This window comes from candidate division WOR-3 bacterium, assembly GCA_039802005.1.
GTDB lineage: Bacteria > Hydrothermota > Tepidihabitantia > SM23-42 > JAOAFX01 > JAOAFX01.
In genome coordinates, this window is the sequence record JBDRVV010000031.1 from 1 (window position 1) to 15,784 (window position 15,784).

At 37.3% G+C, this 15,784-nt stretch carries 16 protein-coding genes; 8 read left to right on the forward strand and 8 right to left on the reverse strand.

The features are described 5' to 3' along the window. The first annotated feature begins 369 nt into the window (after positions 1-369). Positions 370-2,268 (forward strand): tetratricopeptide repeat protein, encoded by a 1,899-nt coding sequence (locus tag ABIL69_09500; protein ID MEO0124218.1) that lies wholly within the window; start codon positions 370-372, stop codon positions 2,266-2,268. 7 nt (positions 2,269-2,275) lie between these two features. Here the strand turns inward: ABIL69_09500 and mnmA are convergent, their stop codons facing one another. Then, the gene (mnmA, locus tag ABIL69_09505; GenBank protein ID MEO0124219.1) at positions 2,276-3,301 is read right to left on the reverse strand and encodes a tRNA 2-thiouridine(34) synthase MnmA; all 1,026 of its coding nucleotides are present in this window, start codon (positions 3,299-3,301) and stop codon (positions 2,276-2,278) included. Positions 3,302-3,317: 16 nt separating this feature from the next. Beyond that, positions 3,318-4,481, reverse strand: coding sequence for a cysteine desulfurase NifS (gene nifS / locus ABIL69_09510; GenBank protein ID MEO0124220.1), 1,164 nt, complete (start codon positions 4,479-4,481; stop codon positions 3,318-3,320). A gap of 188 nt (positions 4,482-4,669) precedes the next feature. On the opposite strand from nifS, the gene ABIL69_09515 reads away from it, so the two are divergent. Genes ABIL69_09515 through ABIL69_09545 form a run of 7 tightly spaced genes read left to right on the forward strand, consistent with a single transcriptional unit; the run spans position 4,670 to position 11,062 of the window. Continuing rightward, positions 4,670-5,887: a pyridoxal phosphate-dependent aminotransferase gene (locus tag ABIL69_09515; protein ID MEO0124221.1), complete on the forward strand. Its 1,218-nt coding sequence runs from the start codon at positions 4,670-4,672 to the stop codon at positions 5,885-5,887. 17 nt (positions 5,888-5,904) lie between these two features. Beyond that, a complete protein-coding gene (locus tag ABIL69_09520; GenBank protein ID MEO0124222.1) occupies positions 5,905-6,741 on the forward strand; it encodes a lysophospholipid acyltransferase family protein in 837 nt (278 codons plus the stop codon). Next, a complete protein-coding gene (dut, locus tag ABIL69_09525) occupies positions 6,738-7,220 on the forward strand; it encodes a dUTP diphosphatase (protein MEO0124223.1) in 483 nt (160 codons plus the stop codon). Before ABIL69_09520 ends, dut begins: the two co-directional genes overlap by 4 nt. Then, positions 7,217-8,332, forward strand: a complete 1,116-nt coding sequence (locus ABIL69_09530) for a glycosyltransferase family 4 protein (GenBank protein MEO0124224.1) — start codon at positions 7,217-7,219, stop codon at positions 8,330-8,332. The genes dut and ABIL69_09530 overlap by 4 nt, the downstream gene beginning before the upstream one ends. Beyond that, on the forward strand, positions 8,244-9,641 hold the full coding sequence (locus tag ABIL69_09535; GenBank protein ID MEO0124225.1) for an MFS transporter: 1,398 nt from the start codon (positions 8,244-8,246) through the stop codon (positions 9,639-9,641). The genes ABIL69_09530 and ABIL69_09535 overlap by 89 nt, the downstream gene beginning before the upstream one ends. Beyond that, positions 9,607-10,335, forward strand: a complete 729-nt coding sequence (locus tag ABIL69_09540; protein MEO0124226.1) for a polysaccharide deacetylase family protein — start codon at positions 9,607-9,609, stop codon at positions 10,333-10,335. The genes ABIL69_09535 and ABIL69_09540 overlap by 35 nt, the downstream gene beginning before the upstream one ends. Further along, complete coding sequence (locus ABIL69_09545; GenBank protein ID MEO0124227.1) at positions 10,328-11,062, forward strand: tetratricopeptide repeat protein; 735 nt, start codon at positions 10,328-10,330, stop codon at positions 11,060-11,062. Before ABIL69_09540 ends, ABIL69_09545 begins: the two co-directional genes overlap by 8 nt. Position 11,063: 1 nt before the next feature. On the opposite strand, the gene ABIL69_09550 is transcribed toward ABIL69_09545, so the two are convergent. From ABIL69_09550 to dprA, 6 genes are all read right to left on the reverse strand, one after another. Then, a complete protein-coding gene (locus ABIL69_09550; protein MEO0124228.1) occupies positions 11,064-11,588 on the reverse strand; it encodes a DUF6125 family protein in 525 nt (174 codons plus the stop codon). Next, positions 11,575-12,567: a radical SAM protein gene (locus ABIL69_09555; GenBank protein ID MEO0124229.1), complete on the reverse strand. Its 993-nt coding sequence runs from the start codon at positions 12,565-12,567 to the stop codon at positions 11,575-11,577. The genes ABIL69_09550 and ABIL69_09555 overlap by 14 nt, the downstream gene beginning before the upstream one ends. Then, the gene (locus tag ABIL69_09560; protein MEO0124230.1) at positions 12,497-13,348 is read right to left on the reverse strand and encodes an aspartate 1-decarboxylase; all 852 of its coding nucleotides are present in this window, start codon (positions 13,346-13,348) and stop codon (positions 12,497-12,499) included. The genes ABIL69_09555 and ABIL69_09560 overlap by 71 nt, the downstream gene beginning before the upstream one ends. Before the next feature lie 3 nt (positions 13,349-13,351). Beyond that, positions 13,352-13,549 (reverse strand): disulfide oxidoreductase, encoded by a 198-nt coding sequence (locus ABIL69_09565; protein MEO0124231.1) that lies wholly within the window; start codon positions 13,547-13,549, stop codon positions 13,352-13,354. A 95-nt stretch (positions 13,550-13,644) separates the two neighbouring features. Next, positions 13,645-14,676 (reverse strand): DUF1028 domain-containing protein, encoded by a 1,032-nt coding sequence (locus tag ABIL69_09570; protein ID MEO0124232.1) that lies wholly within the window; start codon positions 14,674-14,676, stop codon positions 13,645-13,647. Positions 14,677-14,684: 8 nt separating this feature from the next. Beyond that, the gene (dprA, locus tag ABIL69_09575; GenBank protein ID MEO0124233.1) at positions 14,685-15,782 is read right to left on the reverse strand and encodes a DNA-processing protein DprA; all 1,098 of its coding nucleotides are present in this window, start codon (positions 15,780-15,782) and stop codon (positions 14,685-14,687) included. Positions 15,783-15,784 lie beyond the last annotated feature (2 nt).

Genomic DNA, 15,784 nt, shown 5'->3' on the forward strand with positions numbered 1-15,784 from the left:
TTATTCTCCGGTGAAAACCAGAGAAACGAAATGGATACTTAAATGTAGTGGTCGAGCTTGCTCGACATTGATTATTGCAGAGTAAACTCTGCCACTACAATTTGCTGTAGTGGTCGAGCTTGCTCGACAATTTAAAGCGCAAACCCTGAAATAAATTCAGGGCAGGCTCTGAAGGTTTGCCCTACATTTTATCGCAACCCGAAGGTTGCGCTACATTCAATAGAAAGACCATGCGCAGGCTAAAGCCTGCGGCTACCATTTTACGGGCTATGACACAGGCTCTTCAGGTATGCGTTATTTCCATCCAAGGCATGGACAATATTCCTTATTAATGCTTTGACAAATCCTTATGGATAGATATAATTATCTGTGCAAAAGTCAAAATTTAATCTGTGGTATATAACACTTATCCTTATTTTTGCCCTTGTCTTTTGTCTTTCCCTGCGCAAGATCTATGACACCGATATCGGCTTTCATCTCCGGGGTGGAGAATGGATGCTCACCAATAAATCGTTTCACCACTATGACCAATTTACTTATACCGTGCGCCATCACGAATATATCGCAATGTACTGGCTCTATCAGATAATTTTATTTTTTATCTTCAAAATTTTCAGTGCGGGTGGTATATCAATCTTCAACACCATTTTGATTTTAATCTTTTTTGTTTTATTATTTTTACGCCTGAAAAATGCCTCAATCCCTATCTGGTTGATATGTATTTTGATTCTGACGAGTCTTTTTTCATTTGAGATTAGATTCGGGGTGAGACCCGAGATATTTACTTATATTTTTATGGTGCTGATGCTACTCATCCTTGACCTCTTTTACTTCCAAAAAAAGAATCTTCTCTTTCTCTTACCCATCATCCAGATGCTCTGGGTAAATTTTCATGGACTATTTATCCTCGGCTGGGGAATTCTGTTTTTCTATCTCATCACCACATTTTTTAATGAAAGACCAAAATTCAAAGAATTACTAAAATGGACTATGTTCTCCGTTTTCATTTCGTTTTTGAATCCTTATCATATCAAAGGCATTTTATTTCCATTCTATCTTTTTACAAGGCTCCAAAATTCAAGCGTCTTTAAGGATGCAATAACCGAATTTGCTTCGCCCTTCTCGGCACGGGGATTTCTCCTTACATCGCATTCTGCACTTTTTATCTATTTCTTATTTTTAGCCTCGTCAATTTTTTGCCTGATTGTAAATCACCGCAAAAAAAGAATTCATGAATATCTCCTTTTCTTTACCTTTGGTTATCTATCGGCTACCGCGGTGCGTAATATACCTTTATTTATGATTGTGGCGATACAGATTATCGGGAGCAGTATTAACGAACTATTACCGGCGCTGAGAAAATTCTTAAAGATACCACGATTTTTAGAAAAAGGCGCAGCTTTGATTATATCAATATTTTCAATTCTCTTCGCTCTTCACATTATAAACAATGGCTATTATGCCCAGCGGGGTGGCGGGAAATTTGGCATCGGGTTTGACCAGGAAGTCCAACCCATTAAGGCCTGCGAATTTATAACCAAAAATGGTCTTAAAGGCAGAATTCTGAATGACCTGAACCGGGGAAGTTGGTTGATATGGTCGGTCCGCGAGACGGTTTATATTGACGGTCGCCTTGAAGTTATGAAAGAGGAATTATTCAAAGAATTCCATGAAAGTCATCAACCCGGAGGAATAATCAAACTCATTGAAAAATACCAACCTGATTTAATAATCTTTGATTATTCCTATCCTGAAGCATTCGTCTGGGATATTGATTTAGAAAATTCACCAGAGTGGGAAATCATTTACTGGGATGAAACCTCGGTTATATACGCAAGAAACGGTTATGCTGAACAATTTAAACCATTTGTTATTTCTAATACAATAAAGAATTTAGGAATTGATACTCAGTTAAATGAGCAAGAAATATGGCAGATATTGCGCAAACCTTCAAAATCTGGTTTTGTGCTTTTTTTTGAAAGTCTTTATAAAAAACAAACTTATCCAGTAAGCTTAACAAAACTGGCATTCTACACTTCAATAAAACTGGATTTTCCAACCGCCGAAATTCTCTATTTGAATGCTTTAAAGATCGCCGAATATCATCGTGCTGAAATATATTTTCGCCTCGGACTTATTTACCATTTTATGCAAAAATTTGATAAGGCAGAATACTGCTATAAGAGGGTTTTGCGCGAAAATCCTAAACATAGAAATGCCCAGGAAATGTTGAATCTACTGCGGCAAGGATTACCACCGGTGAGGTAATAAATTTTTAATCAATAACTTCACTGATTATTCCGCCTCCTAAGACAATATCATTTTCATAAAATACTACAGATTGTCCCGGGGTTATTGCCCACTGAGGCTTTTCAAAACATACCCTTGCCCGGTTGCCCTCAAAAGAAACCTCTGCTGGACTGAGTTGTGCCACATATCTGGTCTTTGCCAGCACCTTTATTTTTTTACTGAAATCCACCGGAACGACAAAACTCAGCTCATCGGCAATCAGCATTCTTTTATATAGATCCTGTCTTTTCCCCACATAGATTGCATTATTTATTGGATCGATCTTTAGCACATAATAAGGTTCTTTATCGCTTATCCCAATCCCTTTACGCTGTCCCCAGGTGTAATGGAAGATACCTTTGTGTTCACCGATTTTCTTCCCATTTTTGTCATAAATCGGTCCTTTTTTCTCTTGAATAACGCCCCTCAAATATGTCGTATAATCCATATCAGGCAAAAAGCAAACATCCTGACTTTTTTTCCTGTGCGCAGTAGGTAAACAAAATTCTTTCGCAAGCTTCCTGACTTCTTCTTTTGTATAATCACCAAGTGGTAGTAGCATCCTTGATAATTGATTTTGATCTAACCGGTATAAAAAATAGGACTGCTCATTTTTATCTTTTCCCTTTTTTAGCAAATAAAATCCATCTTTCTTTTCAATCCTCGCATAATGTCCGGTCGCAATCATATCAAAGCCCATCTCAAGTGCCTTTTTTAGGAATAAACCAAATTTTATGAGTTTATTACACAATACACAAGGATTGGGGGTTCTACCCGATTTATACTCTTCTACAAAATTATCTACAATAGTTTTTTGATAATAATCACTAAAATCAAATAAATAAAATTGTATTCCCAGCACTTCGCAGGCGCTTCGAGCCAAGGCAACCTCATCATCACCCACCCCCCTGAATATCATCGTTGCACCCGCAACCTCATATCCCTCCTTTTTCAATAAAGCAGCAGTAGTGCTGGAATCCACCCCACCGCTTAATGCAACAAGAATTTTCATTTTCTATTATAGTTTTTTATTTCTTTGTGAGAGGTGATATTGCTCTCAATTCTTTTACAATCTTAGGAAAATGTTCACAAACAAAGTCTATATCTTCATCGGTTGTGAGTCTTCCCAGTGTTATGCGGATGGAGCCACGGGCATCTTCAATCGGAACACCAATTGCAGTAAGAACGTGGGAAGGCTCAAGGGACCCTGAAGAACAGGCAGAACCTGTGGCAACTTCAATCCCGATCTGGTCAAGGCGCATCAACAATGCCTCGCCTTCAATATATTTCACAATCAGATGGCAGTTATTTGGCAGCCGCTTTTCCGGGTGGCCATTCAGAATGATATCATCAACATTATTGAGCAGTGATTTAATCAAGCGATCCCGCAGCCGTCTGGTATGTTCCACTCTTTGTGGCATCTCCTTCACCGCCAGTTCCGCTGCCTTTGCCATACCGACAATCCCCGGGACATTATGGGTTGATGCCCTTTTCCCCATCTCCTGAGCGCCGCCATGCAGGAGCGGTTCTATTCGTGTACCCTTTCTTATATATAATGCACCCACACCCTTTGGTCCATAAAACTTGTGGGCAGAGATTGATAATAAATCAACACCGAGTCTATTAACATTTGTCTCTATCGCCCCAAAAGACTGGACCGCATCGGTATGTAAATATACCCCCTTTTCCCGACATATCCTGGCGATCTCTTCAATTGGCTCAATCGTGCCAATTTCGTTATTTGCATGCATTATGGATACAAGAATGGTTTTGTTGGTTATCGCTTTATTTAAATCTTCCGGGTCAACCATTCCGTATTTATCAACCGGCAAAAATGTCGTTTCAAAACCATGGGATTGTAGAAAGATAAATGGCTCAAGGACTGCGTGGTGTTCAATCTTGGTAGTTACTAAATGATTGCCCTTCTCAGCCATAGCATAGGCAACGCCCTTGATTGCAGTATTATCTGATTCACTGCCGCCGGAAGTAAATATTATTTCATCGGGACTTGCGCCGAGTGCGTCCGCCACCTTTTTTCTTGACAGCTCAATTGCCTCCCTCGCCTTTTGACCCGAGGTATGAATACTTGAAGGATTCCCAAATTCTTCAAAAAAATAGGCTTTCATTGCTTCAAGTACATCAGGATGGAGCGGGGTTGTTGCTGCATAATCAAGATAAATTCTCTTATTCATTTTTTCCATAGAATTATTATACATTAAATCGCAAGGCTGTCAATCATTGTTTTCTATTGCAAATTTAAATTTCACATATAATATAGTTTTTTCACAATGATATTGGTCTAAATAACACTCTATAGAAATCAGAATAACATCAGCCTCCAATGTGATTGACTTTTGTCGTGGCTTGGATATAATTAACCATGGCAAGAACAAAAACTATAAAAGAAGGTATTTTTCTATCATCAAGGGCAGACCGTATGCCCTATTCACCGATTAGAAAATTATCAATCTTTGCTGATGAAGCAAAGAAAAAAGGCATAAAGGTCTATCATCTGAACATCGGGCAGCCGGACATTGAAACACCGATTGAAATATTTGAAAACATTGCCAACTACCGGGAAAAGGTGCTTGGTTATGGTCCATCCGGTGGAATCCTTGAATTACGACTTGCGGTGCTTGATTATTATCGTAACCTTGGATTTGACCTTGACCTTGATAATATCTGGATTACAATCGGTGGCAGTGAAGCAATAATATTTGCGATGATGACAGTCTGTGACCCGAATGATGAGATAATCGTATTTGAGCCGTATTATACGAACTACAATGGATTTGCTGTTATGTCTAACATAAAACTTGTAGCAATTGAAACAAAGATTGAAAATGGATTCCACCTGCCACCAGAATCAGAGATTAAAAAGAAAATTACAAGCAAAACTAAGGCAATCTTAATAAATACACCCAATAATCCAACAGGCACAGTATTAACCGAAGAAGAAATGTTCATCCTCCAGCGGCTATGTAAAAGACACAATCTTTTTCTCCTCTCTGATGAAGTCTATCGGGAATTCATTTATGATGGGAAGCAACACATAAGTGCACTATCTTTACCTGAGATTGAAGACCGGGTAATATTAATGGATTCTATATCAAAGAGGTTCTCTGCTTGTGGAGCCCGTGTTGGTTGTATAATAAGCCGAAATAAAAAGATTATGGACGCACTCATAAGATTCTGTCAGGCAAGATTGTGTCCACCGACATTAGAACAGATAGGTGCGATTGCAGCATATAAACATATTGATAAATACATCACACCAATGATAAAAGAATACGAACACAGAAGAAATGTACTTTTTGATTGCCTGAAGGAAATTCCGAAGGTATACGGTCATAAACCAGAAGGCGCATTCTATACAGTACTTAGCCTCCCGGTAAAAGATGCAGACCATTTCTGTCAGTGGCTTCTCACCGACTTCAGTTATGAAAAAAGCACTGTGATGCTGGCGCCGGCAAATGGGTTTTACTCAACCTTAAAAAAGGGCAAAGACCAGATAAGAATTGCCTATGTTCTAAAGGAAGAATATATCAGAAGCGCGGTGAGGGTACTTGACATCGCCTTGAAAAAATACAAAGGTTAAATTGCCCAATAATCGGTGTGAATATTGCAGTTAGACTTCAAAAATGCGGCATTGTATTGACGCGAATACTTCCATTAAGGATTGCTGATAAAATTGCCCGTGTTATCGGTGGAGTCAGCTATTTTATTTTAAAAAGAAAGAGGCAATATATTTTGAAGAATTTGCGCTATATATTTGATAACAGAATTAGCAACCGAAATTATATATGTAGAAAAACATTTGAAAATTTTGCAAGATGCATGGTTGATTTCTTTCGACTTGGTTTTTTAAAGAAAGACGAACTAATAAAATATGTTATTGCCTCTGGGTTGGAGAATCTTGATGAAGCCTTAAAAATGAAAAAAGGCAGTATCCTTTTAACCCTTCACATCGGAAACTGGGATTATGCCGGGAGTTATCTTGCTGCCCGAGGATATCCGATGAATGCACTCGCTGAAGAAACTGAGCCCGAAATGTTTGAGTTATATACCAAACATCGCGAAGCGACTGGATTGAAAACCTTTCCCTTGTCGCGTTCAAGTGCAGCATTTCTTGATACAATAAAAAACAACCGCATTCTTGCTATTCTGGCTGACCGTGATATAACAAAACAGGGGATAGAAATTACATTCTTCTCGGGTAAGAGAAGATTCCCTAAAAGTTTAGGTGAGATCGTTGCGAAAAGAAAAATTCCTGTATTATTTGGATATATGGTTTTAATAAATGGAGAAAAAAGATACCTCGGGGTTGTTGAGCCATTTAGAACATTTGATAATGAAATGGAATTTTATCAATATATGATAAAAAATTTTGAACGAATTATTAAAAAATATCCAGACCAATGGTTCGTTTTTCATCCTGAGTGGTTAGAATGAAGATAAAAAGTCCAAAATGCCTAAAATTAAAAATTTCTAAAACAAAAAACATAGAGATTAAAATCAAAGGTAATTTTATCCCTGAATATCAAACCACCGGTTCTGTAGGGTGCGATTTATTTGCCGATATTAGTAGGGCAATAATATTAAAACCCAAGGAATTCTGTATTATTCCTACCGGGATAAAAATTGAAATACCTGAAGGTTATGAAGCCCAGGTGCGACCAAGAAGCGGACTGGCAGCAAAATATGGAATTGGAATATTGAATACACCAGGCACAATTGATGCTGATTATCGTGGAGAGATAAAAGTTATACTGTTCAACTTTGGTAAGAAAAGTATAAAGATTAAAAATGGCGACAGAATTGCTCAGATGGTCTTTTCGCCAATAGTAAAGGCAACTTTTAAAAAAGTAAAGCAATTAAGTGAGACCAAAAGAAACACAGGAGGCTTTGGTCACACCGGAGGCATTGAATGAAGATATTATTCGTATCTGATATCTTTTATCCCCATACTGGTGGTGTATCCGAGCATATTCTTCACCTGTGGAAGAATTTCAACAAGATGGGACATACTGCAAAGATACTTGCCCCATCCTATGGCAAAAATTATCCTTATGTGGATGAGAAAATCATAAGAATGGGAAGGGCAATAAAATTTCCCAAGAATCGCTCTTTTTCGGTTTTGAGTTTTGGCATTACCCTTCCCTGGCAGGTAAGACACTTCCTTGATTCAGAAAAGTTTGATGTAATACATCTTCACGGTGCAATTGCCCCTACCCTTCCTTATCTTGCCTTAAAATATTCCACGGCTAAAAATTTTGTAACCTTTCATTCTGCTTACGAAGAAAGTTTTGGTTATGTGTTGTGGGAACCAGTCCTTGAGCAATATTTCAGAAGAATAGACGGTATGATCGCTGTCTCAACTGTAGCACGGGATTGTGTAATGCGCTACTTCCCTATTGGCGAATGTAAAATTATCCCAAATGGTATTGACACTGAAAGATTCAGACCTGACGTACCCCAGGTTGAAGAGTTGAGACAATACTCACCAAAAATTCTATTTGTAGGCAGATTTGAACCACGGAAAGGATTGAAGTACCTGCTAATGGCATTCCCAGAGGTCGTTAAAGAATTTCCCGAAGCAAAATTGGTTGTGGTTGGCGAAGGATTTTTAGAACATTATTATCGTCGTTATATTGAAGAACATATAAAAGACAATGTAATATTCGTCGGATTTGTCAAACCCGAAGACCTACCAAGATATTATGCCTCGTGTGACATCTATTGTTCTCCTGCCACGGGTGCGGAAAGTTTTGGCATTGTCTTGCTTGAGGCAATGGCAACTGGGAAACCTATTGTTGCATCTGATATTCCAGGGTATAGAACCATTTTATCCGATGGGGTTGAGGGATTATTATTTGAACCAATGAATCCTGAATCGCTTGCCGAAAAAATTATTTATCTATTGAAAAGGCCGGAGTTGATGAAAAAATTTGGTAATGCGGGTAGAGAAAAATCTCAGAGATACGACTGGAAGATTGTTACAAAACAAGTTCTTGATTTTTACACTGAGGTGTGCCATAAGTAAAGTTAAATTCTGGAATATATTAAAAATAAGAGATTTCTCCATATTTGTCTTTTCTCAAACTATCAGTCAATTTGGGGATAAACTTGATTATATCGCCTTAATCGCCCTGATTGGTTTATTTCCAAAAGAGAGAACCCCATTTTTACTATCTCAACTTGCGCTGTTCATTACCCTTCCGGTATTATTATTCGGTCCTGTAGCGGGCGTTCTCGTCGACCGCTGGCATAAAAAGAAAGTAATGGTAATATGTGATACACTGAGAATGGTTTGCGCCTTTTTACTACCATTAATTTTTATTTACACAAAAAATATATACCCTGTTTTTGCGATTGTATTTTTTATGTTTCTCCTTGCCCTGTTCTTTAATACTGCACGGAGTGCAATAATTCCAAATCTCGTTTCAAAAAAGAGATTGCTAAATGCAAATTCTATTTTAAACCTTGTTGGAAGGGGTGCTACATTCCTCGGGATGGCAACCGGTGGTTTGATCATTGATTGGCCAATATGGAAAAATGCCCTTGGAATTGCAGGCTGGATTGTAGCATTCATTATTGATGGTATTACCTTTGGAATATCGGCATTTATGATTTATATAATGAAGGTAAATTTGAAAGAACGAATTAAAGAAGAATCGCATCTCAAGCCTCAAGGTCTATTTTTGATCATAAAAAATGGTTTGGCAAAGATATTTAAAGAAATGATGCAGGCATTGAAACATATCTTTAAAGAAAAGAATCTTGGTTTCGCAATGGCAACAATCTTTTTAATGATAATTGCCGGTAGTGTTGTATATGTTCTTGCTGTTCCAACAATCCAGCAAGATATGGCGTGGGGAACGAGGGGTGTGGGTGTGCTTGCAGCAGTAGGTGCGGTTGGCTTGCTACTGGGTGCATATATTGCGGGGACACTGGGGCATTACATTGATTTGAAACTCTTTATCATTTATTGTTTTATCCTGATTAGTGCCGGACTGTTCGCATTCCCTTTCATAAATCAATTTTATCAATTTATTTTAATCGCCTTGATTGTAGGAATTGCTGCATCACCTGTATTTATTGGACAGGATACTTTGATACACCACTACGCCGATGAAGAAGTTAGAGGAAGGATTTTTTCATTTCGGGATTGGCTTCTTAATCTCACATTTGTGGTCGGTGCATTAATTGTCGGTTCCCTATCCACATTTATTGCCAAAAAGTATCTTTTTATTATCTTTGGCGCGATTATAATCGCTCTTTCCCTTATCGGTTTTATTTTGATTGTCCGGGCGAAAGATGTTAAAGGCATTGCAGTTCCACAGGATAACTAAAAAATTTCAATTCTGTGGAACCTGGAATTATCCTCAACAATTAGATAATTTCATTAAAACCATTTATGACCACGGATATAAAATTGTTACGCCTAACGAAAATACAAATGGCATTATAATTACATTTGATGATGGAGAAGAGAACTTTTACCATTATGCATTCCCGGTATTAAAAAAATATCGCTGTCCGGCAATCGTATTTCTTATTGTTAAATATATAGGTAAAAAAAATTACTGGGATATTTCAATTACCGGCCGGAATCGCCATCTTGATTGGGACCAAATTCTTGAAATGCAAAAATATGGAATTATCTTTGGTTCTCACACAATGTCACATAGGAATCTCACCAGATTAAATGAAGAAGAATTGGAATACGAATTATCTGAATCCAAAAGAATTCTGGAGCGGTATCTGGGAAAGGTATATATGATTTCGTATCCATTCAACCGAGTAAATTCTTCTGTCTTAAAGAAAGTTGCTGAAGTAGGATACAAATATGGTTTTGGCGGTGATGGAAAGACTGAATTGAGTATAAAGAAAGAGGCAATATACATAACAGATACACCTTTTTCGTTAAAGATAAAAATTTCAGAAAAACCTTTTATTCTTTATTCTTATGAAAGATTGCAACAAAAGATAATAAATTACTTTACAATTGCCACAATGTTGAATAAAAGGGGGTCGTATGATTAAAAAAATCTTTTTTGCCATTGTCCTGTATTTTGTGCTTATAAATGCACAGTCAACAGATGAATTAATAAACCAGGCAATCCAGCTTTATGAAACAAGACATCTGAATAAAGATAATCTTAAAAATAGTTATGAAATGCTCTATGATATTGTCGAAAAAGAACCCAATAATCTCCGTGCCCTTTATGAATTATCCAAAGTCTGTTATCTTATGGGAGACGCTCAGGATGGTAAAGATAATAAATTAGAGTTTTATAACAAAGGCATAGAATATGGAAAAAAGGCAATAAAAATAGATAAAAATTCAGTCTGGGCACATTTCTGGTATATGGTAAATCTGGGAAGAAGCGGTCAGACAAAGGGAGTGCTAAATTCTTTGGGAATCGTGCCGGATATTAAAAGAGAGATTGATATAATTTTAAAACTCGACCCACAACATACCGGTGCAATGGATGCGGGTGCAATGTTATATTACGAATTGCCTGGTTTAATGGGTGGTGATCTCAATAAATCTATTGAATATTTAAATAAGGCAATTGCCATTGACTCTAATTATACAATTCTATATGTTGATATGGCAAAGGTTTATATCAAGAAAAAAAATTACGAAAAGGCAAGGTGGTTTTTAAAAAAGGTCCTTGAAATCCAAAATCCTACTTATGAAGCCGATTACATACTTGATGATAAACCCGAGGCGTTAAAATTGCTTGAACAAATAAAGGATAAATAATTTATTCTAAAATGAACTCCCAGGCGCAATAATACTCTGCTGGGTGGTTGTCCGGGGGACAACACAGGCAATTTGTTTTTATCCTTGGATCAATAGTCTTTGCAAAATAAGAATATTCCACAATTCCCACAGGTTTGCAGGGAAAATCAGCTAAACCCTTTCTTTTTCTTGCTTCCTGAACACGGCAATTATTCATTCTTAAAATGCACCTTTTTTCTGAAACTTCTACAATCTCCTGTTTGTTGATAAACGCATAAAGACGAAACTTCAAAGCCTGTATCAATGCTGGTATTCCACCGTTTGATTCGATCTTTAATCTCTTCATTATTCTCTCTGCCTCAATCACGGTAAACTTCTCCCATGCCTTTTTATCAAGTTCTATTGCTGAATCCATACCATACTTTTCTTCCACACATAAAAACCATAGTCCATCGTGGGCGAGCCAGTTTTTTGCAAGATCCGGGATAAACTCTAAGAGTTCTTCTTTTGATAAATCACTTGGTTCAATTATTTTAAATTCTTTCATAAAAAATTTCACCTCCATAAACTCTTTTCTTAATTTTTTTTGCTTTTAGCAAATCAAAGAGATATTTTACAACTTCACTCTGATTTATTCCCAGACTCTTACCTATATCTTTTTGAGTTCCGGGTCTTCTTTTTAGATATTGAATAATCAGATTAGCATAACCATTTGTTTTCAAAATATTCTTTTCTTTTTTGAATTCAGCGATAATTTCGCATTTCCTCCCCATAATTTTTTTTATTTTACGTAATTCCTTCAATGTCAGGGCGCGCGCACATTTTTCATTTGGTGGTCTAACAACTGTATTAAGTTGAATCTTATCGGGTTTTATTCTCTTGATTACATCTTTTAACCCCATAATTTCCTCTTTTGAATCATTGAATCCCTTTATGAGCATAAATTCAAGATATATCTTCCCTTTATATATTTTCCGAAATTTTAGAAGACCGTCAATCACCTTTTTTACTGTAATCGGCGGTGTTGGACGGTGAATCTTTTTAAAAGTATCATTATTTATAGTGGTTAATGTGGGCATAACAACGTCTGCATTCAATAGACTTTTCTGGACTTCGGGTTTAAACAACAAAGAAGAATTGGTAATAACTGCAATTGGAATATTTGTTATTTTTTTTATCTCATTTATCAAATCTTTTATATCCGTATTCAGTGTTGGTTCACCAGACCCGGAGAATGTAATAAAATCGATCTTCGCTCTATGTTTAAGAATCTCTTTTAATTCAGCCAATATCTTTTCTTTGTGGATATACTTCTTTCTTTTGATTGTTTGAGTTGTTGTTCTCCCCAGCTGGCAGTAAATGCAGTTATATGGACAAGTTTTAAAGGGAATTATATCAATGCCCAACGAATATCCCAATCTACGCGAAGGAACAGGTCCGTAAATGAATTTATTCTTATTTGATTTTCTTGATGCGGTTCTTTTTATCAAGCAATAAAATCCTTGGTTTGAAATGCTCTGCCTCACTTTGCGGGACAAATGCATAAGATAGTATGCAAAGCCGCTGTCCTATTTTTCCTTTTAATGATGCAGGTCCATATAGAACAAATCTTTTTGAATCAGGTGGCTCGGGTATTACATAGGTTTCAAGTCTTTCTCCGTTATCATAATTGAGAACCTGGACTTTTTCTCCGGGCTTTATATTTGCTGATTCCAATATCTTCGCATCAATCCCCATACTGCCCTTGTAAAATAAGACTGTATCAGTAATCACCGCTTCAGAAATCTTTGATTTCAGAACCTCAAGATATGGGGAGAAAAGATTTGTAGTATTGATCCCCTGATTGATTATTGACCTGTGGCTTAAAAATGGGATTGGTGGTAAACGATTTTTAGAAAAGAATTTTACATCAACCGCGTCTGATTCTGCCCTCAATTTTCCGCCCGTTATTACAACATAATATCCAAGTAATAAGACATCGCCATAAACTTCCGTATTTTCAATATGGGCACCAAGTATATTCCTGATTCTGCCATTCAACCCTGTTTCTTCTTTCAACTCCCTCAATACAGTCTGTTCAGGGGTCTCACCAGATTCAATAAAACCCGAAGGTAGTGCCCATTTTCCCTTGCCCGGCTCAATCCCTCTTTTCACAAGCAATATCTCTTTTTTTTCATTCATTGCAAATATTGCAACTGAGGGCAAGGGGTTAATGTAATAGTGCCAGTTGCAATTTACACACTCAATAAATGTTTTTTTCTTCCTCAAACTACCCTTACACAAAGGACAATAAAGCCATTTTTTCATTTTTTATGCTCCTTTGATATTTTCATTTAGTCTCTTCAATAAAATATTCACATCCACCTGATACCTCTCACACAATTCTTTAACCGTTCCCCAGAAAGGTTCACCGCAAACAAGACAGGGAACACCAAATTCAATAAAAATTTTTGTCTTCTCTGGCGCATCTCTTAATATGTCTTCAATCCGCGAATCTTCCGTAATCACAGAAAGATTATATCCAAAATAAACAAAATATCAATGGGTAAAAATATTGTATAACTGCCAAAATCTATTTTATGTTGATTTTATGATTGACTGTATTATTTTTTTAGTGCCTTTTTAAATTTTTCAAGTTGTGCCTTAAAGAATGAATTTTTAGGGTCTTTCTCCAGTGCTTTTTTCTCCCAGTAAACTGCCTGTTTATAATCTCCCAATGCATAATAAGCCTCAGCAAGGGTATCCATTATATTCTCATCATCCGGGGCAAGTTGATTCGCCCTTTTTGCTGCAAGCAGGGCTTTTTCTGGATATTTCTTTCTCAGGGCAAATTCCCAGGCAAGATTGTTGAATATGTTAGGGTCAGTAATGTCGCTCTGTAAAGCATTTTCAAGAAGATTAAATGTGCGTTCAAAAAAGATTTCAGATTTATCACCTTCTTCTTCAGCAAGGCGCAAATATGCCGGCGCAAGAAAATAATACTGCCAGGATTCGTATTGCCTGCGTAGTTCTTTTACCGGTTCTTCATTATCCACAACCTTTAAATCAATTAGTCGGTCATCAACACCCTGATAACCGCCCCGTCTTCTAAATACAATCAAACTTGCCGACTGTTTTCCTCTTCTGTCGCCACCCGCAATTTCACCAGCCTCAAGTGCCATAAGCAGTCTTTCTCCGAGTGGTCCTTTAGAATTCAAAAATACACTGAGCATTGTATCTACGACTTCAGGTCCGGTTAGAATATTCCCCTGGACTGAAACATAAGGGGCAGTCTTATGTCCTGCCCAGGATAATGTATTTTTACCGGTAAATGCTGCAGACCTGCCTGTAAAATCAACTACACCGACCTGTCGGTCTTCTTTTAAACTATCCTTTTCCAGGCACATTTGTAGTGCCTCTTCTGCAGAATTTCCATTTTCTATTGACTCAAGTATCATTGGTCCAAGAAATGGATTTGCAAGTGCCTGGGTTGCCACTCCACCGACTCCTGTCCTTATCCAGGGAACGATATACCCTACATCAAAAACCTTTGAGGCGACCGCAATTCCATACTCTTCGGTCAGCGGATCAAAACCTACAATAGAAAATGTACCCATTGAATCAAAGGTAAAAATAAACAAAAATATAATATTCATATCTCCTCCTATTCAAAATTCTTTACAAACATCATTCCGGGCAGTTGTTTGACGAATCCCCTTATTTCAAGTTCAAGTAATGCTTTTAATATTTCAGAAGTGGGCATATCAATCTTTTCTTTTAATTGATCCAGATACACAGGTTCAAGTGATAGTCCCTCCCAGATTTTCTTTTCTAACTCATTGTTTAATATCACTTCTTTAATCTCTCTTTCTTTTTTTGTGAATTTTATACCGAGGTAATCAAGGACCTCACCGGCTGATGTAACTGGAATTGCACCTTCTTTTATCAAACGGTTTGTGCCCGCAGATGTTTTTGAATAAATATTACCAGGAATTGCATATACTTCTTTGTTCTGCTGTAAAGCCCATTCAACGGTGTTCATTACTCCGGATTTTTCTTTTGCTTCTATGGCAACGATTGCCCGAGAAAGTCCGGATATTATTCTATTCCGTTTTGGAAAATTCTGGGCAAGGGGTTTGGTCTGGATATTGAATTCTGATATCACCGCGCCGTTTTTTATTATTTCGTTTAAAAGATTTTTATTTTCTGGTGGATAAACAATATCAACACCACACCCCAGGACAGCGATTGTCCTTCCATTATTCTTTAATGAACCCCAGTGCGCGGATGTATCAATACCCCTTGCCATTCCACTGACGACGCAAACACCCGCACGGGCAAATTCACCCGAAAATTCTTCGGCGATTGCCTTACCGTAAACCGTTGCCCCTCTTGTGCCAACGATTGCAATGGCAACTTCATCCTCCGGCTTTATCATACCACGCATAAACAAAACCGGCGGAAAGTGTGGTATATCTTTTAACCACTGGGGATATTCGTCTGTATAGTAAGGAACAACTTTAATTCCAAGTCTTTCCATTATCTCCCATTTTCTTTTTATATCATCATCTACCTTAAGCGTTGAAATCCGTCGGGCAATTTCATCACCAACAATTTCACTTAAATCTTGAAAAGGGGCATTCAATATTGATTCCGGATTCTTAAATCTTTCTAAAAGGGTATAAAGTCTGGTCTCGGTTAACTTCTCAATAGAGCACAGAAGCACGAAATCCTTAGCCTGTTCTTGCATTACTTCTGCCATAA

What these genes read in the sequence shown, in the direction of transcription:
- ABIL69_09535 (MEO0124225.1), top strand. Translation starts at nt 8,244, where the DNA reads ATGCGGGTAGAGAAAAATCTCAGAGATACGACTGGAAGATTGTTACAA.
- ABIL69_09545 (MEO0124227.1), top strand. Translation starts at nt 10,328, where the DNA reads ATGATTAAAAAAATCTTTTTTGCCATTGTCCTGTATTTTGTGCTTATA.
- ABIL69_09550 (MEO0124228.1), bottom strand. Translation starts at nt 11,588, where the DNA reads ATGAAAGAATTTAAAATAATTGAACCAAGTGATTTATCAAAAGAAGAA.
- ABIL69_09560 (MEO0124230.1), bottom strand. Translation starts at nt 13,348, where the DNA reads ATGAAAAAATGGCTTTATTGTCCTTTGTGTAAGGGTAGTTTGAGGAAG.
- ABIL69_09530 (MEO0124224.1), top strand. Translation starts at nt 7,217, where the DNA reads ATGAAGATATTATTCGTATCTGATATCTTTTATCCCCATACTGGTGGT.
- dprA (MEO0124233.1), bottom strand. Translation starts at nt 15,782, where the DNA reads ATGGCAGAAGTAATGCAAGAACAGGCTAAGGATTTCGTGCTTCTGTGC.
- dut (MEO0124223.1), top strand. Translation starts at nt 6,738, where the DNA reads ATGAAGATAAAAAGTCCAAAATGCCTAAAATTAAAAATTTCTAAAACA.
- nifS (MEO0124220.1), bottom strand. Translation starts at nt 4,481, where the DNA reads ATGAATAAGAGAATTTATCTTGATTATGCAGCAACAACCCCGCTCCAT.
- ABIL69_09570 (MEO0124232.1), bottom strand. Translation starts at nt 14,676, where the DNA reads ATGAATATTATATTTTTGTTTATTTTTACCTTTGATTCAATGGGTACA.
- ABIL69_09515 (MEO0124221.1), top strand. Translation starts at nt 4,670, where the DNA reads ATGGCAAGAACAAAAACTATAAAAGAAGGTATTTTTCTATCATCAAGG.
- ABIL69_09540 (MEO0124226.1), top strand. Translation starts at nt 9,607, where the DNA reads ATGTTAAAGGCATTGCAGTTCCACAGGATAACTAAAAAATTTCAATTC.
- mnmA (MEO0124219.1), bottom strand. Translation starts at nt 3,301, where the DNA reads ATGAAAATTCTTGTTGCATTAAGCGGTGGGGTGGATTCCAGCACTACT.